Genomic DNA, 23,956 nt, shown 5'->3' with positions numbered 1-23,956 from the left:
CTCACCGGAGCCTGATCAGCCCGAGGTTCAGCCACTGTCATGGATCACAGTGGCTGAACCTCGTTATGTCGGGGTGGGAGTTAGGCACGCATCTGGATTTTGATCTGGGTGACTTTGGTGCTGGCTTTCCGGCAAGAAGGTCATCGCAATTTTGTGTATTGACCGCTAGCGATGAGCCTTAACAGGTGCGCGATCGTCAGCCATCCATCCCCATCACCTCGTTGTAGAGCCGGGTGGTGTGTAAGGCGATGTAGTTGATTTCGGCTTTCGTCAGGTCGTTGCCGATCACTTTCGACATGTGCTCGGCCACTTGGCTAGCTGCCAATGTGGCTTCTGCGTAGCGATCTGACATGAGCCCCACAATGTCCAGGTCAACGTGAGAGAGCTGCTTGTTGTCCGAGGCCCGAGCGAACAGATAGCGAAGGTGGGTGACGAAGCGGGATGCGCTCATGGACGAACGGTCGATCTCAACGTGCCACAGGTCCTCCAGCTCGGTGAAAACGTCGCAGATCGTCTGGGTCATCGACATGGTCCGCGAAACGTCTTTACTGTCCCACCGCTGATTGATGAAGTGCAGGGAGAATGCCACCCATTCCTCGGGTTGCAGATGGATTCCGAGAGCACCGTCGACGATTTCGACAGCGCGTCGGCCCAGTTCCGCCTCATCGGGATAGAGCTGACGGACTTCCCATTCCAAGGGAAAGTCGATGACGGCCCCCTGCTTAGCTCGGTGCACAGCTGCGACGAGGTGATCGAGGATGGGCAGCATCATCCGTCGGGCATGGGGAGTGCCCAGCTCTTCGCGCGCCAATTCGACGATTGCCTGTGCCACTCGCACCTCGGTGTGAGTGGCGTTCGTTAGCAGTGATGCGATGGCGGTCGTGCGATAGGCACCCTCTGCGACATATCGCTGGGCCGACGAGGCATCGACGATCTCCCCGCGGTGTCGTCCGTAGGCGATACCGCGAGCATTGACGACCATTTCGGTCCCCGAACCGTTGACGCCGAGAAGGACATTGTTGTTGTAAATCTTCTTGACGATGACGTGCCCGGGTCTGAGCGATCCCTGCTTCGTCGTTGCGTACCGTGAGCGATCCGGGCGTTGCACCGGGTCATCCTGCGGTGACTGAGAGCACTGACGCCGGATCATTGCTGCGTTCCGAGATGGTGAACCCGGCCGCGTTGGTCACGACCACGGGGGAGATCAGCGACGGTACGCGTGGCCGTATGCTGTCCAGGTCGACGCTCAGGAGCGGATCGCCGGTCCTGACCCTGTCGCCCTCGTTGACGTGGGCAGTGAAACCTTCGCCCTTCAGCTCAACGGTGTCGACGCCGACGTGGACCAGAACCTCCGCCCCATTGTCTGCGCGCAGGCTGACGGCGTGGAGGGTCGGCGCGACAAGCATGACGAGGCCGTCGATGGGCGAGGTGAAGTCGCCCGAGACCGGGGCGACCGCAAAGCCTGGGCCCATGTGCTTGCCTGCGAATACCGGGTCCGGTACGTCAGCAATATCGATGATCTCGCCCGAGACCGGTGCTGCGATGGTCAGGGGTGTGGCCTTGCGGCGCTTGCGGAAAATGGACATGTCGACACCTTTCAGTCGTCGATTCCGAGTTGGGCGTTGATGGCGTTCTTGTAGAGGATGGCTTTGGCTCCGTAGACGGCCTGGACTCCGCCGCCGACCTCGAAGACCTCGGTCGCTCCGAGATTCTTGAGGCTGGCTTTGCTGACCTGATCAGGCGCTTTTACTGACACACGCAGACGCGTGATGCACGCGTCGACGTCCTCGATGTTCTCGGCACCGCCCAAGGCAGTGATGATTTCCGCCGCTGTCTCGTCGATCCCGTCGTTCCTCCGCTCGGACTTTTCCTGGGACCTTCTATCGGTGGGTGTGGCGGCAGTCATGGTGTCCTCGAGATGGCCCGGGGTGGCGATCCGGAATTTCTTGATGAAAAAGGTGAAGGAGAAATAGTAGATGACGAACCAGAGCGCGCCGACAGGCAACACATACAGCCAGTGGGTCTTGGCCTCACCTTGCAGCACACCGAACAGGAGGTAGTCGATAGCACCACCCGAGAAGGTATTGCCAATACGAATGTTGATGAGGTCCGCCACCAGGAAGGAGACGCCATCGAGGACCGAATGGAACACGTAGAGCAGCGGGGCCACGAAGAGGAACATGTATTCGATGGGTTCGGTGATTCCGGTCAGGAAGGACGTGAAGGCGACGGAGGCGAACAATCCGGTGTACTTGGCGCGACGCCCCTTGGGAACGCAGCGCCACATCGCCAGACAGGCCCCAGGCAGTCCAAACATCATGGTGGCGAAGCGACCGGCAAAGTACTTGGTGGAATGGGTGAACAGTCCGACATGGTTGGGATCAGCCAGCTGGGCGAAGAAAATCTTCTGTGCGCCTACAACCGTTTTGCCGGCGACTGCCTCGGTACCGCCGAGGGGTGTGTACCAGAACATCGGATAGATCATGTGGTGAAGGCCGACGGCGCCGGCTAGCCGCATGAGGAAGCCATAGAAGAACGTACCAATGACACCCCAGTCTGCGATCGCAGTGCCGGCTGACACCATCCCGGCCTGGATTGGTGGCCAGACGACAAAGAAGAATGCGCCAATGATGATTCCCGCGAAAGCCGTAACAATGGGAACGAAGCGTGAGCCTCCGAAGAACCCGAGGAAAGCGGGGAGCTCGATGTTGTGATAGCGGTTGTGAAGCCATACGGCGACGGCACCGATGACGAGCGAACCGACGACACCGGTGTCAATTGTCCGATCGGGGTGACGGGAGAGAACGACAAGCGCCTTCGTGGTGGCTGTCATGACCAGGAAACCGGTGATGCCGGCGAGTGCCGCGGTTCCCTTGTCACGTTTTGCCAGGCCGATGCACAAGCCGATGGACAGTAGCAGGGCAAGGTTTTCGAAGATGACATTTCCAGCTGCGCTCATTACCTGGAAGATGTCTTGGAGGATGGGATTGTCGAGAACTGGGTAGCTCTTGACGGTGGTGGGGTTGGACAGCGCACCACCGATCCCTAGCAGCAGACCTGCGGCAGGGAGGATGGCGATCGGTAGCATGAACGCCTTACCGATCTTCTGCAGAGTCTTGAACATGTCAGTTCTCCAACGACGTGTGGGGGATGCGGGCGCGAATCGCGTCGATGAATTGGGTGCAGATTTGGGCGGGACGGGTGATTGTGCCACCAACGGCAACGATGTCGGCTCCGGTGGACAGGATTGTCTTGATGTCGCGAACCGAGTTGGCACGGATATCGACGGCCCCGGACTGCGCAGCTGCCGTCGTGAATAGGGGCGTGACACCACCGCTCTTGGAATATATGGGTTCATCAGGCAATGTCTGGCACGGCACGATGAGTCCCTTCGCTAGGGACTGAACGACTGAATTCATGCGAACCTCCGGCAACGTGGGGTATACCGGCCTGAACACGCTCGTGCCCGCCGGTGGATCAGGTATTGCCGAAAGTTACAAGCCTGAGATCCATGAACTGCTATTGAGACGCTAGCACAGCCTCTGTCGGTGACGTTTGGGTGGGGGAGTCGCAGTACGAGTGTGGTCAGATTTACAGCCGTGTTTACCAGTGAGCTGGGATGATGACGTAGCTTGTGTAACCTCTTCGGTACCGTCTTTAAGCTAGTAACCAATAAAGGATTCGTCACGAACCGGTGTTGATCGTAAGGGGTACTACGAGGTCTCGGGCCACGTGACGGGATTTGTGCCACAGATCCTAGTGAGGTCAAGACCGTGAAATCCAAGGACTTGACTGAAATCTGAGGTTTCTATGTGGAGTTCAGTCAATTTGACCGTGAGTACTCGTCCAAATTGACGGAAATTCCGGGTATGGGTCACATTGAGCCCGTCCAGGAAAGGGTCGACGCGAATAACAGGGCGGGTCCTGGGGCAGATGCGAGTGGAGTTTCGACGGAACCTTACGGTGCTGTCCGAGTGATCTTCGGCTTGATGACGACCCATGCGAGGGCTGCGCCGACGACGAGCGCGACGGCACTGATGGCGAGCGGGACATGAGTCCCTTGACCACGGGGGGGAAGCCACAGGGTGTAACCATAGAAACCGCCCATGAAACACACGTAGATGGCAATGAGTTGCCACACGTGTGCGCTGCGGGCGGCGGCTAGGTACCCACCGTCGCCATCGATGATGGGTTTGTTGGCCTCGTCGGCAGCCAGTTCGGCCTCGATGTATTCGCGTTCGGCGCCGGATGCCCATTTCGCATCATGAGGGTGGTCGGTCCAAGAATATCTCGGGTCACAGGCTAATGAGGCTACCTCGTCGGTGCACTAGACCGTCATCGAGTAAGGATTCCAGGCACCTCGATGCCTGATCGGGCTCGGGCCAGGCGGAAAGAGCCATCTGGACCTTCACCCCGCGAGGGCTGTTGCGCACCACGTCCATAATCACGCCGCGGCACTGGCGGTCCGTGCCCTTCCATGGCTGTCCTCGACGGGCCGGGGCATTGTCCGGCTTGCCGTCGATCACCCACCTGCAGCTATCCCGGATCGGGCAGACCTCACACTGCGGAGACCGCGCCGTGCATACCAGTGCCCCCAATTCCATCGACGCCACCGCCCACTTGGCCGCTCGGACGTCTTCGTCGGGAACCAACGCGTCGGCGACTACCCGCTCAGCCCTCGTCACCGAGGTTGGACAGTTTGCGATCCCAGACTCTGCTCTAGCGATGAGGCGACGTACATTGGTGTCAAGCACTGTGGCGCGGCCGCCAAACGCAAAGGAGACGACTGCGCTAGCGGTGTAGTCGCCAATACCCGGGAGGGCGACGAGCTCGTCGTAACTGTTGGGCACAACCCCGTCGTGCTCGGTGGCGATCGCGACGGCACAGGAATGCAGGCGTAAGGCCCGGCGCGGGTAACCCAGGCGCCCCCACGCGGCAACCGCTTCCCCAGAGTCCTCCTCCGCCAAATCATCAGGGGTGGGCCAGCGGTTCATCCACTCGTGCCACGGCCCGATCACCCGGGACATCGGGGTCTGTTGGCTCATGACCTCGCTAACAAGCACGCCCCACGCGGAGGTGCCGGGTCGGCGCCACGGCAGATCGCGTCCGTTGGCGTCGAACCAGGCACAGATTGCCTCGATGACCTGCGAAGTCAGCCCGGTGTCAGGCACTGATCACCTGGGAAGCCGCCTGGGCAGCCTTCGGCAGGGCGGCGCGGAAAACCTCGAAAGCTTCGTCGTCGTGAGCGTCAGAGAGGAACCAGGCCTCAAAGCACGATGGCGGCAGGTTGACCCCGGCATCTAGCATCGCGTGGAAGAACGCGGTGTAAGCCTCGGCATTCTGAGACTTGGCGTTGTCGTAATTGCGCACCGGAGAGTCGACGCCGAGGAATACGCTGAAGAGATTTCCGGCGTTCTGCAGGCGGTACGTGACGCCGGCTGCGTCAAGCGCGGATACGAGCTCACTGCGCCATTTCTCAGAGCGCGCATCGAGGCGCTGGTACGCCCCGGCGTCGGCCAGCTGCAGGGTTTTGACACCCGCGACGGTGGCCAGCGGGTTACCGGACAAAGTGCCGGCCTGGTAGACGGGGCCGGTAGGAGCCAGCAAATCCATGACCTCGGCGCGCCCACCTAGGGCAGCCAGCGGCATACCACCGCCGACGACCTTGCCGAACGTGAAAATATCGGGAGCGAAGTCCTCGCCGGCCTGCTGTTGCAAACCCCAGAATCCCGACGGGCTGCACCGGAATCCGGTGAGTACTTCGTCGGTGATCATGAGGGCACCGTGCTCGGTTGTGAGGCGACGAATCGCGGCATTGAAGCCGGGTTCGGGGGGAACAACTCCCATATTGGCCGGGCAGGACTCCACGATCACTGCAGCAATCTGGTCGCCACGCTCGGAGAACACCGCGTCGAGGGCGGCGACGTCGTTGTAATCCACCACAATAGTGTCGGCCGTCGAGGCGGCTGGCACACCGGCCGAACCGGGCAGGCCAGCCGTCGCCACGCCGGAACCGGCGGCGGCGAGCAGGACGTCAGAATGGCCGTGGTAGTTACCGGCAAACTTGACGATGACGTCACGCCCAGTGGCGCCACGGGCTAAACGGACCGCAGTCATTGTCGCCTCAGTGCCTGTTGAGACGAAACGCACCTTCTCGACCGGAGCCATCCGCTCGATGATGGCATCCGCTAGTTCGGTTTCGGTGCGGGTCGGGGCGCCAAAGGACAGCCCTTTCGACGCGGCCACCTGAACCGCAGAGACGACCTCGGGACGGGCGTGCCCAAGCAAAGCCGGACCCCAGGTGCACACCAGATCGACGTAGCGCGTGCCCTCGGCGTCCCAGATCCACGGGCCTTGGGCCTTCTCAATGAAGCGAGGAACCCCGCCCACCGAGCCGTAAGCCCGCACCGGGGAATCAACCCCGCCGGGAATGACGGCCTGGGCGGCGGAGAACAGTTCGGCGTTGGAGGTCATTTCTTCCTTCCGGTGTGGGGGTTTGTGGTGAGCATGATCACGACGGGTCAGAGGTCCTCGCGAAACATCTGCGCCGCCTCGATTGCCCAGTAGGTCAAGACAAGATCGGCACCGGCACGCACGATCGAGGTCAGGGACTCTCCGATGCAACGTCGGCGATCGATCCAACCGTTTGCGGCAGCGGCCTCGAGCATGGCGTATTCTCCAGAGACCTGGTAAGCGGCAACCGGTACCTGCGACACCTCGGCGACATCGGACAACACGTCGAGGTAGTGGGAGGCGGGCTTCACCATGACCAGGTCGGCTCCCTCGGCGAGGTCGAGAAGGGTTTCGCGCAGGCCTTCCCGGCGGTTCGGTGGATCCTGCTGGTAAGTCTTGCGATCACCCTTAAGGGAACAGTTGACGGCGTCGCGGAAGGGGCCAAAGAAGGCTGAAGCGTACTTAGCTGAATAGGCCATGATGGACACATCGGTGAATCCCTCGCGATCCAGAGCATCGCGAATGACAGCGATCTGACCGTCCATCATCCCCGACGGGGAGACCATGTGGGCTCCGGCGCGCGCTTGGGAGACCGCCATCGCGGCATATAGCGGCACAGTGGAGTCATTATCGACGCGACCATCAGGGGTCAGAGCTCCGCAGTGTCCATGATCGGTGAACTCGTCTAGACAGGTGTCGGCACAGATCACCAGATCGTCGCCGACGGCCTCGCGCACCGCGGAGATGCCGGCGTTGAGGATGCCTTTCAGGTCCCAGGCCTGAGAACCGATCTCGTCTTTGTGCTCCGGGATACCAAACAGGTCAATACCACCAATACCGGCCTCGGCAGCTTGGGTGGCGAGCTCCTTGATCGACTCGGTGGAGTGCTGGAATTGGCCGGGCAGGCTGGTGATCTCGACGGGGGAATCGATCCCCTCTTTGACGAACGCCGGCAGCATTAACTGGGCGGGGGCGACGCGGGTTTCGGCGACCATCCGGCGCATCGCAGGAGTGGTGCGTAGTCGACGCGGACGAGAAACAGGACGCAGCCCCTCGGGCAATGGCTTGACCCCAGCCATGCGGGGATCACTGGCATCAGGCAGGTACGGGTTCATGATCAACTTCCTTCGCGAACGGCCGTCGGTCAGGCGACCAAGGACTCAACCGCCTCAAGGACGGCTTCAGGAGTGGGGGAGGAGGCCACCGCATGCGCTGGGTGACCGAGTACTTCGAGTGTTCTTGCAGTGGGCTTACCGAGGGCGACGAGCTTCTGACGACGCCATCCCAGCGGCTCTACCAGCTCGACGAGGGCACGTCCCACCGAGGAGGCAGTGACGACGACGACCCCGACAGACGGCCACGACTGGGCGATGACCTCAGGCAGTTTCTCGACGGCAGCGGTGGTATAGATCTCCAATCGGTTTACCGTGCAGCCGACCTTCGTCAGCCCCAGCGGTACGGTATCGGCGGTTAACTGGGACGCTGGTAGGAGGATACTGGCGACTCCACCTGGCCACTCGGCGACCAGACCAGCGCCGCTGTGATTCTCGGGGACGAAGTCGACGTCAATCCCACGTGTGCGCAGCGCAGCAGAGGTAGCGGCGCCGACCGCAGCTACTTTGATGTTGGGATTCGGCAACGGGGTAGGGAGCAGTCCGACGGTGGTCTTCGAGGTGACGACCAGCCAGTCGGCCTGCCACAGGTCAGGGGCAGTAAGCCTCTCCGCATCCGGCAAGGTGACGGTGCGCGTCAGCGCTGTGTGGATCACTCCATAACCGGCCTGCTTCAAAGTCGTCACGAATTTGTCGTGGGAGTCGTCACGGGGAACAACAACTGGGGGCTTGACGAGATCGGCAGGATTTGTGGTCATCGAGTGCTTCCTGAAGCTTTGAGATCTGCAACGTCGGCGGCACCATCGTCCAGTAACTCTTCGGCAGCCGTCACCCCCAGCGTATGCGCCGCCGCCAGCGCTGGTTCGACCTCCGCGGGTAATTCGACGCTGACCTGTTCCCGAACGGTGCGGGAACCGTCGACAGCAGCCACTACAACATCCAGGGTTAACACTTGTAGGGATTTTCCCGAAACAGGCTTGAGTTGAGCTAATGCTCCGATGGGGGCAGCGCACCCCGCCTCTAGATGGGAGAGCACCGCACGTTCGGCGGTGGCGGCCAGCCTGGTTCTGCGGTCGTCAATCCGTGCCAGCGCTTTGGCGAGCTTGCCATGACGTGAATCAGCGGTCCGGCATTCGACGGCTAGCGCTCCCTGAGCAGGGGCAGGCAGTACTACCGACGGGTCGAGGAACTCAGTGACGGCGCCGCTATGACCTAGTCGAGCTAGTCCGGAGGCTGCGAGCACGACGGCGTCGAGGTCCTCCTTGCCACCGTTTTTGGCGTAGCGGCCGAGTCCTTTGACGCGACCCAGCCGGGTGTCGACATTTCCACGGATATCGACGATCGTCAGGTCCGGTCTAACCGCCAACAACTGTGCGGCCCGACGTGGCGAGCCCGTCCCGACGCTAGCTTCTTGCGGGAGGTCGTGAAGGGTGAGCCCATCGCGGGCCACCAAAGCGTCACGCGGGTCCGCTCGAGCTGGAACGGCACCGATCGCCAGTCCTAACGGACGTCCTGTCGGTAGATCTTTGAAGGAGTGGACGGCAATGTCGGCTTCTCCCTCGAGGAGGGCCGCACGGATCGCCGAGGCGAACACCCCGATTCCTCCCATGGCCGCTAACGAGGCCGTCGAGGTGTCCCCGTGAGTAGTGATCGTCGTCAGATTGACGTCCAGCCCCTCCGACCTGAGCAGCCCCGCAACCATCTCTGATTGAGTAGTGGCCAGAGTGCTGGCACGGGTTCCCAGACGGATCGCAGACATATTGCCTATTGTGGCACTCAGTACCGACGCCGATTCCAGCCTGCAATCAGACAAGTTGACGGACAGTTCGGCGGGCCTGCGGCACCAGAGCGGCAATGCCCGAACCCGATGCCCACGACCCCACTAAGCCGATCCGTCCCTGTCCAGACTGGTTCAATACCTCTAGCTGGCGGTGCAGACCATCGCGCCATGCTCGGGCCTGTGGAGTCGTCGGTGCGAGGGAACCTGTCCAGTGAATGATCTGGGAGTCTACGACCTGCTCCGCCGAGAGGTCCACGCCGAGTAGGACGGAAGCGTCCGTTAGAGCCTGATCGACGCTCAAAGCGACATTCGCTTCACCAGATCGACCATAGGAAACCCGTAGCAAGTGGAGACCTTCGGGACACGATTCTCTCAAGCTGGGCCACTTCGCCGACATGTGAGTAAGTGCCTTGGCAGTAACGGTGGTCGTTCCGGGGGCCACCAGCATGCCGTTTCCGCGTGGGCTCGAGTCCAGCGCGGGTGCCTGCAAGGCGAGATTGACGTGGCCGATCGGCGCGCCCGGTGCCAACTCGGGCCCAACGGTGTCGATGACATTGCTGAGCAGTTTTGTGGCAGGTCCAGCCGAACAGGCCACGACGACCCGAGGGGTCAGGAAGGAACGAATCTCGCCGTCGGTGACGGGGGGCAAAGATGGATCCGGATTGCGGGAGGTACCAGCGGTCTCCACTAGCCACTGATCTCCGTGGCGGGTTAGCCCGCGAGCTCCTACTCGGGTCATGGTCGTCGCGCCGGCCTGTTCTGCCTGACGACGCAGCTCGGCCGGCATGATGAACATGCCACCGGCTACCGACGCGACTGCAGGCCCCGCTGGCATCCGTGAGCGGCACAGCGCAACTCCCGCTGCTAGCGATCCGGTGGCCTGGGTGGCGGCCCTCAGACCGGGGGAGACGACGTCGACTGACAGTAGATGTGGGTCGGCGGCGTGGATTCCCCCGGCGATCGGGGTGACGAGACGCCGCAATACCTCTGACCCCATCCGGGAGGCAACGAGCGTACCCAGGTCGCGAGGGAGATCCTCAGGCATGGGTGCGCGATCAAGTTCGGCGGCGCGGGCAGCCTCTTCCGCTCCCAGGGCGATGATGACGGCTGGGTCCGACAAGTTCGCCGGGATGCCAAGAATGGCATTATCGGGCATCGCGAAGCAGGCGTCATCGAAGTACACCCAAGACGGGGCGATGGTCGGCTTCTCAACCGTCAATCCCAACTCGGTGGCCAGTTCAGCGGTGTCTGGTAGACGGACCGCCCACCCCTCGGCCCCGATGTCGTAGCTGATTCCGGCCAGCGTCGACCTGGCAATCAGCCCGCCGGTGTACCCGCGGGATTCGACAAGTACCGGGTGCAGACCTTCCTGGGTGAACTGCCAGGCGGCCACGAGGCCAGCCATGCCCCCGCCAATGACGACGGCGTCGACGTGCTGCGGATCAGAAATGTTCATCGTCGCTACTCGGCTCACAGGGAGTGCACCAGCTCCACCAGCCGTGTCAAGACGTTGGGGTCGGTGTTGGAGGGCACACCGTGACCCAGATTGACGACGTGTCCAGGGGCCTGACGTCCTGCCGCGACGATATCGCGGGTGGCGGACTCCAGCGGTTCCCATCCGGCGAAGAGCAAGGCGGGATCGATGTTGCCCTGAACCGGCATCTCCATCCCGGAGACCATAAGAGTGGCGCAGGCCTCATCAAGGCTAGTCCGGTGGTCGACACCAAGTACTGGGTACCGTGACGCAGTAGCTGCCACCTGCGCAAACTCAGATAGCAGATGGGTGGCATTGATGCCAAAGTGAACCACCGGGATGTTCGGATCGACGGTAGCCAGAGCCCGCTGAGAGAAAGGTGCGACGCTGGCTCTATAATCGCTTGCGCTCAGCGACCCAGCCCAGGAATCAAAGAGCTGGAAGGCACGCGCCCCGCCGCGCAGCTGAGCAGCCAGGAAGGCAGCATCCAAGTCGGCAACCCACTCCATCAGCCTTGCCCAGGTCTGTGGGTCTGAGTGCATCATCGCTCGGGCAGACAGATGGTCGCGGGAAGGGCCGCCCTCGACGAGGTAGGCGGCGATAGTAAACGGGGCACCCGCGAAACCGATGAGCGGTGTGGCGTCGCCTAACTCGGTGATCGCCAGGCGTGCAGCCTCCTCGATAACCGAGGGGTCCTCGACATGACGTCGAGTAATGCGGTCAACGTCGGAGGCAGTGCGGACGGGTTCGTCGAGAACGGGCCCGACTCCTGGCTCAATGCGCACCTCTGCCCCCGCCAGAGCTAGCGGCACCATGATGTCGGAGTAGAGAACGGCCCCGTCGACGTGGTGGCGGCGCACAGGTTGGCAGGTAATCTCGGCGGCGAGCTCAGGGTTGAGGCAAGACTCGAGCATCGTGGTGCCCTCTCGGGCTTCGCGGTACTCCGGTAGCGAACGGCCTGCCTGGCGCATAAACCACACCGGGGTGACGGTAGGGCGGTGCCCAGTCATGGCTTGCAGAAGCGGTGAATCTGCCATGAAGGTAGTGGTCTCAGTCATCACCCCGATTGTGCCCCACCACGTGCAGATGCCGCCCACAGGACGGTTATTGGGCGAGTTATGAGCTTAGTATGTACTGGGGTTCGTCGTTACAGCATGGTTGAATAACGCTTCGTGGGATTGTGTGTCTTGACCGTGGATCATGCCGAGCAGGGGCTTGGCGTCGTTTCCGAGGCGGCCGCGCAGGTTGACGGACTTGGCCTGGCATTGACCGATCATCCCCAGATCCGGAGCGCCCTTGTGCTGTCAACGTGCAACCGGGTGTGCCTGATCGTTGAAACCTCCCCTGAAGCCGTCGCGCAAGGGTTCGACGAGGCCGCGTTACGCAGGTGCATTGCCGATCACGGAGCAAACGTGTTAGCTGAATCTGCCCAGCTCGTCTGTGAGAACGACGCCGTTTGGCGTTTGTTCCGTGTGGCTGCGGGCATGGAGTCGATGGTTTTTGGGGAACGTGAGGTCGCCGGACAGATGAAGCGTGCTCTCAGTGAGGCGCGCCGTGAACAGACCGTCTCCTACACCATTGGTCACGTCGTTGAGGAAGCTCTCAAGACGTCACGTCATGTCGCTACCGAGACTGCGTTGGCTGCTGAGGGACGCACCGTTGTCGCGGTCGGGCTTGACCTCGTTGCCCAGCGGATGGACTTGGATGGCGCTCGGGTGCTCGTTATGGGGACTGGCTCCTATGCCGGTGCGTCGTGCGCCCAGCTGAGTTCTCGGGGAGTCGCCGAGATTCAAGTCCATTCAGCTTCCGGACGTGCCGCCGGATTCGCTCGACGCCACCGGGTCAGTGAGGCTCTCGACATCGACGCCGCGCTGGCACAAGCTGATCTTGTCGTCACCTGCCGTGGGTCGGGAGTTCCTGCGTTGTCTGCTGAGGCTGCTCGGCGCGCGGTCGACGCTCGAAGGGGCCGCGATCTCATGGTGCTCGATTTAGCAATCAGCGGGGACGTTGAGGAGCCTGTCCCCGCTGGGGTAGAGGTCATCGACCTTGAGACGATCCGGCAGGCTGTTCCCGCCTCTGCGGAAGCTGAGCGGGCCGCCGCCGAACACATCATCGCTACGGGAGTCCGTCACTTTGCCGTAGACCTCGAACGTCGTCGGATGGCCCCGGCTGTCGTCGCTCTGCGCGACGTCATTTCAGATCTCGTTACTGCTGAACTGGAGCGTCTGCCCGAAGAAGGCTCGGTCCCTGTCTATGAGGTAGCGGCGTCTCTTCGACGACTCGCTGCATCTATGGCGCACATCCCGTCGGCTCGAGCCAGGATGGCCTCTGAGCAGGGCTTGGGCGATCGCTGGCTTAACTCATTGTCGGATGTATTGGGGATTGACGTGGATATCGCGGCACCCGTCATCGACATGTCCAGCTTCGCCAATGCTGACTGCATGACGTGTCCGGTTACCGGCCTGCGGGTGGAGGACCTTGCCACAGATGCGGCCCCCGAGGTGAGGAGAGGACATCGTGACCGCTAATCCCTACGCTGCTCCCACGGACCCGTTGGCCCCTTATAGCGCCGTGCTTGTCGTTTCTTTTGGCGGTCCGCGTTCCCCTGAAGAGGTCATGCCTTTTCTGAGAAGGGTCTCCCACGGTCGCATCCCTGAAGAACGCTTGGCTGATGTCGCCCGACACTATGACCGTTTCGGCGGTGTCAGCCCGATTAACGATGCGACGGACGTTTTCGTCAACGCGATTGGGAATGAACTGCGCCGTCACGGAGTACGAGTTCCAGTGCTGTTAGGGAACCGCAACGGCACCCCCTTCCTTGAGGAAGCGCTGACTGACATGCACGCGCACGGGGTGCGTCGGGTGTTAGCGGTTGTCACCTCTGCCTACGCCAGTTACTCCGGGTGCCGTCAGTATCGCGAGGAGATCGCGACTGCCCTGGCTCACGCCAGTATCACCGATATGCAGGTCGACAAGGTACCTCCCTTTAACGAGGCGCCGGGATTCATTCGCGCTAACGCGGAAGCTCTGATGCAGGCGTTTATGCGGATCCCGCCTACTCCTCTTGAGGCTACCCGCGTCGTTTTCGTCACTCACTCCATCCCTGACTCTATGCAGGACGCATCTGGCGCTGGGCAGCCGGGGACGGATTACATTTCTCAGCACAAGGCGGTTTGTGAGAGGGTCGCTGGTCAGGTGCGCCAGGTCTTCGGGAATATGCCGCAGTGGGACTTGGCCTATTGCTCGAGGTCGGGGCGACCCAGCGACCCGTGGCTTGAACCGGACATTATCGATCACCTCCGCAGTCTTCCCGAACAGGGCGTGCAATCTGTTGTCGTCGCTCCAATTGGCTTCGTTGCTGACCACATGGAGGTCGTTAATGACCTTGATTACGAGGCCGCCGAGGCAGCTAAGGAGTCCGGGCTCGCCTTCACGCGGGCGGCGACCGCTGGCACCCATCCCGCCTTTATCGCTGATCTCGCCGGGCTCATCTTGTCCCAGGCCGCGGCGGCTCGTGGTGAGGGTGGCAATCTAACGTCGTGGCCGGCTCCTTGCGTCGCCGGTTGTTGCCGACGCTACCCGGACGCTCAGGACATTCCAGCCGTCTCCGGTGGTGATGTCGAGTCCGTAGCTGCCGGTGCCGATGTAGTCGATGCTGAACCAGGAGGTGTGGATTTTGTGCCAAGCGGCTCAGCGAGTGCAGTCGATCGCCCGGGGCCAGAGGCGGTCGAACTGGAGACTCCTCCTTCCCCCTACAACCCGTTGACTAAGGAGACCCCCATGTCTGATCATTCGAGTGCTGATTCGGTGATTGAGGGACCACGCGACGACGAAGTTCCCGCCGGCTCCTACACCGCACCGACCGATCCCCGCGATACCCCGGTCATTCCCGAGGAGGTCAACGCCTCCAGCAAGTGGGCGATGTACTCGGTATTCCGCGTCGCGACCGCGCTTCCTGCCGAGGATGACGAGCGTCGCCGCCTTGTTGAGGGCTCCGACGAGTGGGCGGGACAGTCCGGTGTCGACACCCGAGGATGGTACGACCTGTCGGGCCTGCGCGCTAACGCCGACCTGCTGGTGTGGTGGGTTAGCGACGATCCGGCGGTGCTGCAGGATTCCTACCATCGTTTCCGCGCATCTGGGCTGGGGCGCCACCTGGAACCGGTGTGGTCGAACGTAGGAGTTCATCGTCCTGCGGAGTTCAACAAGTCTCACCTGCCCTCATGCTTTGCCGGCATCGCCCCGAGGCGTTGGGCTGCGTTCTACCCCTTCATTCGCTCCAAGGAGTGGTACCTCCTTCCGGCGGCTGATCGTTCCCGCATGCTGCGCGAACACGGCATCGTCGGCGCGGCCAGCTCCGACGTCAAAGCGTCGACGTTGGCGGCATTCGCGCTCGGGGACTACGAGTGGATTCTCGCGTTGGAGGGTGACGACCTCGCCCGTATTGTCGATGTCATGAAGGACCTTCGTTACGTTGAAGCCCGTCGTTATGTCGACGTGGATACCCCCCTTCTTCACCGGCGAGCGCGTTTCTCCGGTGGTGTGGGCCGACCGTCAGATGAGAGCCTGATGACGTCATTGCGTGGTCTGACTGACCCAGTGGGGCCAGAATCTCCGCAAACATATTGGGTGCGCCGACTGATGTTGTTGGTTGTCGTGGTCGTCGTCGTGGCGTTGGTAATTGCCGGAATTGCCAAGCTGGCAGGGGGGTCGAAAGAGTCGGCTGCTCCAGCGGCTTCGTCGTTCACACCGGACCCGTCGTGGACGGACACTGCGTGGGCGTCGGCGACTCCTTCAGCAAGTTCATCCGCAGTGAGCCCAAGTAGGTCTGCGCCCCGGACGGAATCCCCATCGCCGTCGGCCTTGGCATCGACTCCGTCGGCGTCGTCAACGATGTGTGAGGGTTCGCAGCTGTCGGTGAAGGTGACCGGAGATACCAAAAAGCCCCATGTGGGTGACACCGAGACTTTCACCGTAGAGGTGAGTAGCTCAACTAGTTGCCACTGGGACACCCAGAAGGTGAAACAGACCCTCACCGTCACGTCTGGGTCGGATCGCATCTGGTCGACCGATGATTGCGGTTCCTGGGGGCCGAAGGGTGTGCACGAGATCAAGTCCAAGAACCCTTGGACCTACAAGATCTCATGGCCGACGAAGCGTTCTACGGGTAAGTGCAAGCTGTCTCAGGAGTCCCTAGGTGCGGGGTACTATGTCGCCACTGTAAATCTCGGTGGCGGCCCTAGCGGCCGCTTCGTTATGCGGATGGGTACCTGAACCCTGTCGACACACGTGTCAATGCATATGCGGATCTAATGATGATGGGTGCGCTGATCGCCTTCAAAGATCGACTCTAACCCTTGGCGAATTTCACGGGCCCGTCTGAGGCCGACCCCCTTAATATCGCCGAGCTCGGAGGTGGATGCTGACACCAGGCTTTGCAGATCGCTGAAGTGGTCAATAATCCGCTGGATTGTGCGTGACGACAGGTCCGTCATGAGTGTCAGCTGTCGATGACCGCGTGCCCGAATGGGGGAATCCAGCGGGTGTTCAGCAGGACCGAGGTTGATGGTCTCGGCCACCATGGTCACATTGAGCAGATCTTCCCAGGACAGTTTCTGTAATCCTGACAGGGAAAACCCGCCAGGAGCGACGGAATTGGGACGATAGTCATCAGTGAGCAACCGGCCTAGGTCTTCTACGCCTAGGGACAGTTCGTTGCGTTGTAATTGGACAAGGCGTCCCTCCACACCCAGAGCAGAGACATATCCACGGACCTCGGCATCGATACGACGCCACATTTCGACCCGCTGGGCGACAGCGGCGACGTCACGCACCTGGACTTGGTCGCGAATCTCTAAGGTGGTGAGGTTCTCGGCCTCGTCGATCAGACGCCCGCGGTAGCTTGCCAGGGTGGCAAGGGCCTGATTGGCTCGAGCGAGCAACTGTTCAGGCCTCTCGATCAGGTACCGACGGCCGTTAAGGAAGAGCGACATCACTGACATCGACGCCGAGACGACTACCACCGGCACACCGGTTTGTTGGGAGAGCCGATCTGCCGTGCGGTGACGGGTACCAGTCTCCAACGTGGGCAGGCTACCGTCGGGGACGAAGTGGACCGCAGCTGCTTTGATGCGCTCGTGATCACTCGAGACCACTAGCCCACCGTCCATCTTGGATAGCTCGCGCAGAGCCTGCGGGGTGAGTCTGACGTCAAGGGGGAATCCGCCGGAACAAACCCCGTTGATCTCTGGCCCATCACCGAGCACGATGAGACCACCAGTGCGTCCGTTAACGATGCGATCTAGTCCTTCCCGGATGGGCGTGCCAGGGGCCAAGAGGGCCATTAGATGGCGCACCTGTTCCGCCTGCATCTCCCGGGACGTCTCGGGATCGGGCTGGACGTCGTTCATGAGTCGACTCTAGTTCGCTGTGCCGCGGTTCTCACCTCAGATGTCCTTACTATCACTGGTTTACTTTCCGCTGTCGGCGCAGGTTAAGCACCGAAAGAGCTTCGGCCACACTCCCGACTTCGATGACGTGCAACCCGTGCATCGTCGGGATCTTGGTATGTGCCTCCCGAGAGTTGCGTGGCACCACTGCCAGGTCGAACCCCAACCGTGCCGCCTCACCCACTCGTCTCTCTAGTCCTGGAACGCGGCGCAAATCTCCCGCCAGACCGACTTCTCCCAGAGCAACGACTCGGGTCGGGAAATTGGTATCAAGAACTGCGGAGGCGACCGAGACCGCGATCGCTAGGTCAGCTGACGGGTCGGACACCCGGGCGCCACCCACCGTCGAGACGTAGACGTCTCGGTTGCTCAACGGCAAACCTGCTTTACGTTCCAGCACGGCCAGAATCATGGCCACCCGACCGCCCTCGACCCCATGGGTGATGCGACGCGGGTATTTCTCGGAAGCTGACGGAGCTACCAACGCCTGCACCTCTGAGAGTAGGGGACGGCGTCCCTCTATCGTCACCGTCACACAGGTGCCCGGCTGAGGATCGGCGTTGTCTGAGGTGAATAGGCCAGACGGGTCCGGAACCTCCATGATTCCGGCGTCGGTCATCTCGAAGCAGCCCACCTCGTCGGCTGGGCCGTAGCGGTTTTTCGTGGCGCGGACCATACGGAATCCGGAATGGCGGTCACCCTCGAAGTTGAGGACGACGTCAACGAGATGTTCCATGGTGCGCGGGCCAGCGATCGACCCTTCTTTGGTGACATGGCCGACGATGATGACTGCCATCCCGCGTCTCTTCGCCACCCGCACCAGGGCCCCGGTGACCTCCCTAACCTGTGAAACGCCGCCGGGGGAGCCGTCAGCCTGGCTGGTGCCAACCGTTTGTACGGAGTCCAACACCATGAGGGAGGGCTCGGTTTGCTCGATATGTCCAAGCACCGTACCCAGATCGGTCTCAGAAGCTAGGTAGAGTTCGTCGGCTAGCGACTTCGTGCGACCAGCCCGCAGCCTTACCTGGGCAGCCGACTCCTCCCCAGTGACGTAAAGGGTGCGCCTGCCCGCTTTAGCCCATTTGGCCGCAACGTCGAGCAACAGGGTCGATTTTCCGACTCCTGGCTCTCCGGCGAGCAAAACCACGACTCCAGGCACTAGACCACCACCCAGTACCCGGTCGAGTTCGCTGATCCCGGTGAGATGACGATTAGCGGCTTGTTCACTGACTTGACCGATGGGCACAGCCTTCGACGTGGGCGTCGATGAGGTGACCTCAGTGAGCTTCGGTGCCCCCTTTTCAACTACCGAACCCCAGGTTTGACACTCGCCGCATCGGCCAACCCATTTGGTCGTCGTCCAGCCGCACTCGGTGCATACCCACGTCGGAGTTTGCGTCTTCCTCGCCATGGCGTTTACCCTGCCAGCAGGAACCGACAGGTTCGACTACGACGGTGTTCCACGCTGTGTCCCGGTCAGCCCACCGGCGGGTAATGCGGCCACCACATGGCATCTTGCACTGCCTGGACGACGTTGCTGGGCTTTTTGGTGGCAAGGCCCTCCTCGATGGCAGCTTGCACGACCGCCACTGCAACGGTGGCCGAGGAGGCACGTAGGTTCTCCACCGCCGGTAGCAGGGATGACCCAGCCGGACGCGGGTCAACTTGGGAGGCCACCGCTTCGGCGGCGGCACGGATCATGCGGGCGCTCACCCGTTCGGCTCCCGAGACGATAACTCCTAGTCCTAGGCCCGGGTAGAGGAGGGCGTTATTGCCCTGCCCAATCTCGTAACGGGTGCCTTCATAATGGAAGGGCGCTACCGGAATTCCAACGGAAACCAGAGCTTTCCCCTTTGACCACGCAATAACGTCGGCAGGCATCGCCTCGATCTTCTCAGTCGGATTCGACAGCGGCATGATGATGGGGCGCTCGACTTCTCGGCACATTTCCTCGACGACCTGCTGGGTAAAAGCGTCGTGGTCAGTGGAGGTCCCGATGAGGATCGTCGGGTGAATTCGTCGGATCGTCTCGGTAAGACCAATGTGTCGATTCGTGTGAGCCCAATGACGAGTTTTCTCAACTGGCTTAGCGTAGGGCTCTTGGTAGTCGGGTAGGCCCTTCATATCGTCAGTGACCAGGCCATTGCGGTCGACGAGCCAAATCCGATCGACTGCCTCCTGCTGGCTTAACCCGTCACTGATCATGGCTGCGCGGATTTGGTCAGCAATTCCGGTGCCAGCGGTACCTGCCCCGTATACGATCAGGCGCTGATCAGCGAAGGATTGCCGGGTCACCTTAAGCCCGGAGATGACGGCTGCCAACACGATGGCTGCTGTGCCTTGCATGTCGTCATTAAAGATGCGGTGGTTTGCGGCATTCTGTACCAGAATGCGGCGAGCATTAGAAGCACCGAAGTCCTCGAAATGTAACAGTGCGTGTGGGTACAGCTCGCTTGCAACTTCGAGGTACTCGTGGATCAACTCGTCGTAGCGTTCCCCGCGCACCCTGGCGTGACGATTGCCAAGATAAGACGGGTCGTTGAGCAAATATGCGTTGTCGGTGCCGACGTCCAGATTGACGGCGATAGTGCGTTCCGGCCGAATACCGGCGGCCGCAGTGTAGACGGCGAGCTTGCCGATGGAGATATCGGTTCCGTTGACGCCCCAGTCTCCAATTCCCAGGATTTGTTCGGAATCGGAAACGACGAGCAAGTCGACGTCATCAGGCCCCAGCTCGAGAGTCTCGAAGGAGGGGCGGACGTCCTCGATATGGTCTACTGACAAATAGACCGCCCGGGAGCGTCGGTAGGCGTGGCTCCACTTCTTAATAGCCTCACCGACGGTGGGATCATAGATTACCGGCAACAGCTCGACGAGGTGATCGACGAGGAGTTTGTAGTAGAGGGTCTCGTTACGGTTTTGGAGCTCCTCCAGGAAGACGTAGCGATCAATATTGCAGCCCAATCCCTGAAGCTGGCGGTAACAGCGTTGGGCCTGTTGCTCCAAGGTTTCGACGGCCGCCGGAAGGCGTCCGATCATGCCGTGCTCCAACCGTTCAGCTCGGGTAAAGGCCGTCCCCCGATTCGTGATCGGGTTGGTCATGGGCTCAGGTTTTCGTGACACGGCTATCTCCCGGTGGTGGCTTCTCTTCTCACACTACCGGGAGGATCTGTCAGTGCTGAAACGTCAGATGCGAACACATCCGCGTGAGGGGGTGTCGAAGGTTACAGCGTCAATGCCAGGGTGGCCGTTCGGACTGGCGAAATTGAAGGTGATTCCCTCGACCTCGTCCGGGATCGTCTCCCCCAGCCAATCCTCTACACGCTGACGCGATCCGGACATCTCGACGGAGGTCAGGGTGACGTTGCCGCTCAGGCTGGAAGGCAACAGTTCGGTCGGAGAAGTCCACTTGATGAAGAAGGGTAACTGCGGGTCTGCCATCAGGCCCTTAATCCCGATTTGACGCCATTCGAGGTGACGACCGTCGGGGAAAGTACGCTTACCGGGCACCGACTGGCGCTCAAGGCGCTTCTCATAAGGAGCGAGATCGTCGACGGAGACGGCCCACCCCATCCAGCCGCCGCCCTGCTCTTGGCGTGCACGCACTGCCTGTCCGAAGACCGCTTTTTCTGCGGCTGGGTGATCGAGGACCTCCACAATCTCGATGTAACGCGGGCCGGACAGCGGCAAGATGCGATTGCGGGTGCCGAAGCTGGGATGGATTCCGCCGTTGATGAAGGAGGTTCCCAAGATTTCGCCGAGGCGAGCGGCGTCCTCATCGAGACCTGCGGGGCCAGCGGCGAACATGAGATGGTCGACATGCATGGCAATATTGTCCCCTTTGTGCTTCCCATGATGAAATCGGCCCTCGGCTGGCTGTCGTAATGGGGTCTAGCATCACGATTCATTGTGACGTGAGCGCAGCGCATCCGGTGCCTCCGTCACGGTATCGGTTTGGGCACGGTAGGTTGAGCATGTGCCTGACTGTTTCGGACTTTCTGAAACGACGACCACGTCTGCCTCAGTCGCCCCCCGTGTGACGTTGTCGACGACCTCGGTCTACCCTGAGTCGACCGCCGACGCTTTCGCTCGCGCTAAGGCTATCGGTTATGACGGAGTCGAGTTGATGGTCGGTATCGATCCAGTCGCCGCAGACGTTGACCGGATCGTCGATTTGTCGGCTGAGTATGGCGTCACAGTGTCGTCGATCCATGCGCCGTGTCTGCTCGTTACGCCAAATGTGTGGGGTAGTGACCCGTGGGGCAAGTTGGATAACGCCGCCGAAGCTGCTGGACGGCTCGGCTCCAAGCTCATTGTCGTTCACCCTCCCTTCCGCTGGCAGCGTGACTATGCGGGTAGATTTGAAGAAGGTATTGCCAAATTCAACGAGAAGTACTTCCCGCTCGTCTTTGCCGTAGAAAACATGTATCCGTGGCGTACTCCAGCGGGTCGCTTTGCTGCTTATTCGCCGGGGTTTGACCCCACAAACCTCAGTTACGACCACCTCGTCTTGGACCTCTCTCACGCCGCAACCGCCCAGATGAACTCTCGTACCCTGGTTGATCTGTGGGGTTCACGATTGCGTCACATCCACCTGACGGACGGCTCTGGTACCTTTAAGGACGAGCATCTTTTACCCGGCCAGGGAAACCAGCATGCCTGGGAGGTCATCGAGCGAGCGGTAACGGGTGGATTTGACGGGGACATTGTGTTAGAGGTCAACACTCGTAAGTTCTCTGGCGAGGGTGCGGGCCAAGGTGCTCGCTTCGAAGCATTGTCTGAAACTCTGACGCAGACCAGGTTGGCGATTGATCGTGGCATCTTTGCTCGCCGATCTGGCCAGGCGTGGGAAGGGGCCCGGTAGTGACGGAGAGTCGACATGATTTCCGGGGCAGAGCTCTGCTGGCATCGGGTCGACGTCTTGCGATGCGATTGGCGATGGACCCCACGATCGCTCACAAGGTGTCCCGATCTCGAATCGCTCGTGAGATTGCTGTGACGTACGTTGCGGGGGAAGACGTCGCATCGGCGGTCGATAAGGCTGCTGATCAGGTGTCTAAGGGCCTAGACGTCAGCCTGCACCCCCTTGATCCCGATCCCGCTGACCTAGCCCAGGCCCGACGAGCAATGGTCAGGCTGTGCGGGGTTATCGAGAGACTCGGCGCTGATCCGTCCTTTAATGGTCATGCTGAAGTGTCGATTAGCTTGGCGGCTCTGGGGCTGAAAGTCAGCGACGATCTGGCCCGGGACCACGCCCGACAGGTCTGCCAGGTTGCTCGCGACAACCACGTTGCTGTGACCGTTGACGACGAAGGCCCCGACATCCATGACCGCTCGCATCGCATTGTGATGGATCTGCTGAGCGAATACGAAAACACCGGCATCGTCATCCAGGCTGCACGCCACGATTCCCTCATGCAGGTTCGAGAACTGGCTGCTCCGGGACGCCGCATCAGGCTGTGCAAAGGCTCGTACACCGGCCCTCGTTCCGTTACTTTGATCCGTCCACACGACGTCGATCTGAGAATGGCGGCTTGTCTGCGCGCTCTCATGACCGGTCCTTCGACGGTGATGTTAGCCAGCCATGATCCCGTCTTTGTGGCGCTCGGTGAGCAACTTATGGCAAGTCTGGATCGTCAGCTGGAGTTCCAAATGCTGCAAGGAATCCGTCCCTTAGAGCAGCGGAGACTGGTGGACATTGGCCATCGGATGAGGGTTTATCTGCCCTATGGCCATGACTGGTACCGGTACTGCACTCGACGAATCGTCGAGAGGCCGGGCAATATTTGGCTGTTTGGGCGATCGCTGGTGGAGAGGCGTTGATGATGCGGAATAACACGAGCACCCTCGGCCCCCGCCGGTGCCTGGATGAGAGGCCTCGTCGGGGGATGATGAGGGATCGCGCGGCGGATCGGCGCCTGCTCTGGGAGACGATGTTCGTGCTGGCTGTCAGCTTGGGGCAGTCAGCGTGGTACTCAATTCTGCGGATGATCGAGCGCCTCACTCGAGGTGTGCCGATGAACCAGCAGACCTCCACGCTCAACTCCTCCGTGACTCCGGGGCGTCCATGGCTCGATCTGCTGTATCAACTGTCTGACATCGCTTTCGGAGTCGTGCCAGCCTTGCTGGCGGTCCTCCTGCTTGCCCAGGTCAAGCCGCCGCGACAGGGCGTCCGTCGCGCTTTGGGGCTGGAAGCGCCAGGATGGGGACGTGACGTCGGAGCTGGGGCGATGCTGGCTGCCATTATTGGTATCCCCGGGCTTGGTTTCTACTGGGCGGCGCATGCTCTCGGCTTCAACACCACTGTTCGGGCCGCTGACCTGCAGCATGTGTGGTGGACGGCCCCGGTTCTCATCGGGCTGGCAGGGATGAACGCAGTCCTTGAGGAAACTGTCATGATCGGCTACCTCTTTACGAGGTGGGGTCAGATCGGATGGTCGACGACGATGGTTATCTTCACCTCGGCCATCATCCGCGCCACCTACCACCTCTACCAGGGCTGGGACGACTTCATCGGCAACATCGTCATGGGCCTATTCCTGGGCTGGGTTTTCTCTCGTCGCTGTCGGCTCTTACCCCTCATCGTGGCGCACGCCTTCCTCGACATTGTCTCCTTCCTGGGATACGCCTATCTGGCTGGTCGCGTCAGCTGGTTATAAGGCAATTCGGACACTCAGCGAACCTGTCG

21 protein-coding genes and 1 pseudogene are annotated in these 23,956 nt (G+C 61.1%); 7 read left to right on the top strand and 15 right to left on the bottom strand.

Features of this window, described 5'->3' with window-relative positions; genetic code table 11:
• Positions 1-196 precede the first annotated feature (196 nt).
• From ACOYO3_RS10770 to ACOYO3_RS10755, 4 genes are read right to left on the bottom strand one after another with little or no spacing between them, the layout of a single operon-like run.
• Positions 197-1,108 (bottom strand): PRD domain-containing protein, encoded by a 912-nt coding sequence (locus ACOYO3_RS10770; protein WP_002517240.1) that lies wholly within the window; start codon positions 1,106-1,108, stop codon positions 197-199.
• Between the two features lie 4 nt (positions 1,109-1,112).
• Complete coding sequence (locus tag ACOYO3_RS10765; RefSeq protein ID WP_002517155.1) at positions 1,113-1,586, bottom strand: PTS sugar transporter subunit IIA; 474 nt, start codon at positions 1,584-1,586, stop codon at positions 1,113-1,115.
• Positions 1,587-1,597: 11 nt separating this feature from the next.
• A complete protein-coding gene (locus tag ACOYO3_RS10760; protein WP_002517125.1) occupies positions 1,598-3,124 on the bottom strand; it encodes a PTS transporter subunit EIIC in 1,527 nt (508 codons plus the stop codon).
• 1 nt (position 3,125) lies between these two features.
• Positions 3,126-3,419: an N-acetylmannosamine-6-phosphate 2-epimerase gene (locus ACOYO3_RS10755; RefSeq protein ID WP_002517172.1), complete on the bottom strand. Its 294-nt coding sequence runs from the start codon at positions 3,417-3,419 to the stop codon at positions 3,126-3,128.
• Positions 3,420-3,812: 393 nt separating this feature from the next.
• Between ACOYO3_RS10755 and ACOYO3_RS10750 the strand changes: the two genes are divergently transcribed.
• Entirely contained in the window at positions 3,813-4,055 is a 243-nt protein-coding gene (locus ACOYO3_RS10750; RefSeq protein ID WP_002524678.1) for a hypothetical protein, read from the top strand.
• 240 nt (positions 4,056-4,295) lie between these two features.
• Here the strand turns inward: ACOYO3_RS10750 and ACOYO3_RS10745 are convergent, their stop codons facing one another.
• Genes ACOYO3_RS10745 through hemE form a run of 7 tightly spaced genes read right to left on the bottom strand, consistent with a single transcriptional unit; the run spans position 4,296 to position 11,877 of the window.
• Positions 4,296-5,171 (bottom strand): A/G-specific adenine glycosylase, encoded by an 876-nt coding sequence (locus tag ACOYO3_RS10745; RefSeq protein WP_002517053.1) that lies wholly within the window; start codon positions 5,169-5,171, stop codon positions 4,296-4,298.
• Complete coding sequence (gene hemL / locus ACOYO3_RS10740) at positions 5,164-6,474, bottom strand: glutamate-1-semialdehyde 2,1-aminomutase (protein WP_002524679.1); 1,311 nt, start codon at positions 6,472-6,474, stop codon at positions 5,164-5,166. The genes ACOYO3_RS10745 and hemL overlap by 8 nt, the downstream gene beginning before the upstream one ends.
• A 47-nt stretch (positions 6,475-6,521) precedes the next feature.
• Positions 6,522-7,568, bottom strand: a complete 1,047-nt coding sequence (hemB, locus tag ACOYO3_RS10735; protein WP_002548154.1) for a porphobilinogen synthase — start codon at positions 7,566-7,568, stop codon at positions 6,522-6,524.
• A gap of 29 nt (positions 7,569-7,597) precedes the next feature.
• Positions 7,598-8,323 carry a uroporphyrinogen-III synthase gene (locus tag ACOYO3_RS10730; RefSeq protein ID WP_002517184.1) on the bottom strand — a complete coding sequence of 242 codons (726 nt, stop codon included), beginning with the start codon at positions 8,321-8,323 and terminating at the stop codon, positions 7,598-7,600.
• Positions 8,320-9,324: a hydroxymethylbilane synthase gene (hemC, locus tag ACOYO3_RS10725; protein ID WP_002518712.1), complete on the bottom strand. Its 1,005-nt coding sequence runs from the start codon at positions 9,322-9,324 to the stop codon at positions 8,320-8,322. Before hemC ends, ACOYO3_RS10730 begins: the two co-directional genes overlap by 4 nt.
• Positions 9,325-9,370: 46 nt before the next feature.
• Positions 9,371-10,801 carry a protoporphyrinogen/coproporphyrinogen oxidase gene (locus tag ACOYO3_RS10720; protein ID WP_002523018.1) on the bottom strand — a complete coding sequence of 477 codons (1,431 nt, stop codon included), beginning with the start codon at positions 10,799-10,801 and terminating at the stop codon, positions 9,371-9,373.
• A 14-nt stretch (positions 10,802-10,815) separates the two neighbouring features.
• Entirely contained in the window at positions 10,816-11,877 is a 1,062-nt protein-coding gene (gene hemE, locus ACOYO3_RS10715) for a uroporphyrinogen decarboxylase (protein ID WP_002519989.1), read from the bottom strand.
• A 129-nt stretch (positions 11,878-12,006) separates the two neighbouring features.
• Here hemE and ACOYO3_RS10710 point away from each other — a divergent pair, with 129 nt between their 5' ends.
• The 3 genes and pseudogenes from ACOYO3_RS10710 (at position 12,007) to ACOYO3_RS10700 (ending at position 16,093) form a co-directional block, all read left to right on the top strand.
• Entirely contained in the window at positions 12,007-13,347 is a 1,341-nt protein-coding gene (locus tag ACOYO3_RS10710; protein WP_002524680.1) for a glutamyl-tRNA reductase, read from the top strand.
• 88 nt (positions 13,348-13,435) lie between these two features.
• Positions 13,436-15,389: pseudogene (hemQ, locus tag ACOYO3_RS10705) on the top strand (hydrogen peroxide-dependent heme synthase).
• A gap of 323 nt (positions 15,390-15,712) precedes the next feature.
• A complete protein-coding gene (locus ACOYO3_RS10700) occupies positions 15,713-16,093 on the top strand; it encodes a hypothetical protein (protein WP_002519992.1) in 381 nt (126 codons plus the stop codon).
• 35 nt (positions 16,094-16,128) lie between these two features.
• On the opposite strand, the gene disA is transcribed toward ACOYO3_RS10700, so the two are convergent.
• The 4 genes from disA to ACOYO3_RS10680 form a co-directional block, all read right to left on the bottom strand.
• Positions 16,129-17,229 (bottom strand): DNA integrity scanning diadenylate cyclase DisA, encoded by a 1,101-nt coding sequence (gene disA, locus ACOYO3_RS10695; protein ID WP_002524682.1) that lies wholly within the window; start codon positions 17,227-17,229, stop codon positions 16,129-16,131.
• 52 nt (positions 17,230-17,281) lie between these two features.
• Entirely contained in the window at positions 17,282-18,679 is a 1,398-nt protein-coding gene (gene radA, locus ACOYO3_RS10690; RefSeq protein WP_002517527.1) for a DNA repair protein RadA, read from the bottom strand.
• A 65-nt stretch (positions 18,680-18,744) separates the two neighbouring features.
• On the bottom strand, positions 18,745-20,391 hold the full coding sequence (locus tag ACOYO3_RS10685; protein WP_002517195.1) for an NAD-dependent malic enzyme: 1,647 nt from the start codon (positions 20,389-20,391) through the stop codon (positions 18,745-18,747).
• Between the two features lie 63 nt (positions 20,392-20,454).
• Positions 20,455-21,093, bottom strand: coding sequence for a VOC family protein (locus ACOYO3_RS10680; protein WP_002524683.1), 639 nt, complete (start codon positions 21,091-21,093; stop codon positions 20,455-20,457).
• Positions 21,094-21,304: 211 nt separating this feature from the next.
• Here ACOYO3_RS10680 and ACOYO3_RS10675 point away from each other — a divergent pair, with 211 nt between their 5' ends.
• The 3 genes from ACOYO3_RS10675 (at position 21,305) to ACOYO3_RS10665 (ending at position 23,927) form a co-directional block, all read left to right on the top strand.
• Positions 21,305-22,132: a sugar phosphate isomerase/epimerase family protein gene (locus tag ACOYO3_RS10675; protein WP_002518719.1), complete on the top strand. Its 828-nt coding sequence runs from the start codon at positions 21,305-21,307 to the stop codon at positions 22,130-22,132.
• A gap of 62 nt (positions 22,133-22,194) precedes the next feature.
• A complete protein-coding gene (locus ACOYO3_RS10670) occupies positions 22,195-23,091 on the top strand; it encodes a proline dehydrogenase family protein (RefSeq protein ID WP_002518720.1) in 897 nt (298 codons plus the stop codon).
• A gap of 65 nt (positions 23,092-23,156) precedes the next feature.
• A complete protein-coding gene (locus ACOYO3_RS10665; RefSeq protein WP_002525514.1) occupies positions 23,157-23,927 on the top strand; it encodes a CPBP family intramembrane glutamic endopeptidase in 771 nt (256 codons plus the stop codon).
• The last annotated feature ends 29 nt before the right edge of the window (positions 23,928-23,956 follow it).

The organism is Cutibacterium sp. KBN10P07758, from assembly GCF_050286205.1.
Lineage (GTDB): Bacteria > Actinomycetota > Actinomycetes > Propionibacteriales > Propionibacteriaceae > Cutibacterium > Cutibacterium acnes.
This window is presented reverse-complemented; position numbering and strand designations above follow the sequence as displayed.

Bases quoted from the DNA above. Each gene is read 5' to 3' on its own strand.
- ACOYO3_RS10680 (WP_002524683.1), bottom strand. From the start codon at position 21,093: ATGCATGTCGACCATCTCATGTTCGCCGCTGGCCCCGCAGGTCTCGAT.
- ACOYO3_RS10665 (WP_002525514.1), top strand. From the start codon at position 23,157: ATGATGAGGGATCGCGCGGCGGATCGGCGCCTGCTCTGGGAGACGATG.
- ACOYO3_RS10765 (WP_002517155.1), bottom strand. From the start codon at position 1,586: ATGTCCATTTTCCGCAAGCGCCGCAAGGCCACACCCCTGACCATCGCA.
- ACOYO3_RS10755 (WP_002517172.1), bottom strand. From the start codon at position 3,419: ATGAATTCAGTCGTTCAGTCCCTAGCGAAGGGACTCATCGTGCCGTGC.
- hemE (WP_002519989.1), bottom strand. From the start codon at position 11,877: ATGACTGAGACCACTACCTTCATGGCAGATTCACCGCTTCTGCAAGCC.
- ACOYO3_RS10670 (WP_002518720.1), top strand. From the start codon at position 22,195: ATGCGATTGGCGATGGACCCCACGATCGCTCACAAGGTGTCCCGATCT.
- ACOYO3_RS10760 (WP_002517125.1), bottom strand. From the start codon at position 3,124: ATGTTCAAGACTCTGCAGAAGATCGGTAAGGCGTTCATGCTACCGATC.
- radA (WP_002517527.1), bottom strand. From the start codon at position 18,679: ATGGCGAGGAAGACGCAAACTCCGACGTGGGTATGCACCGAGTGCGGC.
- hemB (WP_002548154.1), bottom strand. From the start codon at position 7,568: ATGAACCCGTACCTGCCTGATGCCAGTGATCCCCGCATGGCTGGGGTC.
- hemL (WP_002524679.1), bottom strand. From the start codon at position 6,474: ATGACCTCCAACGCCGAACTGTTCTCCGCCGCCCAGGCCGTCATTCCC.
- hemC (WP_002518712.1), bottom strand. From the start codon at position 9,324: ATGTCTGCGATCCGTCTGGGAACCCGTGCCAGCACTCTGGCCACTACT.
- disA (WP_002524682.1), bottom strand. From the start codon at position 17,229: ATGAACGACGTCCAGCCCGATCCCGAGACGTCCCGGGAGATGCAGGCG.
- ACOYO3_RS10730 (WP_002517184.1), bottom strand. From the start codon at position 8,323: ATGACCACAAATCCTGCCGATCTCGTCAAGCCCCCAGTTGTTGTTCCC.
- ACOYO3_RS10720 (WP_002523018.1), bottom strand. From the start codon at position 10,801: ATGAACATTTCTGATCCGCAGCACGTCGACGCCGTCGTCATTGGCGGG.
- ACOYO3_RS10700 (WP_002519992.1), top strand. From the start codon at position 15,713: ATGTGTGAGGGTTCGCAGCTGTCGGTGAAGGTGACCGGAGATACCAAA.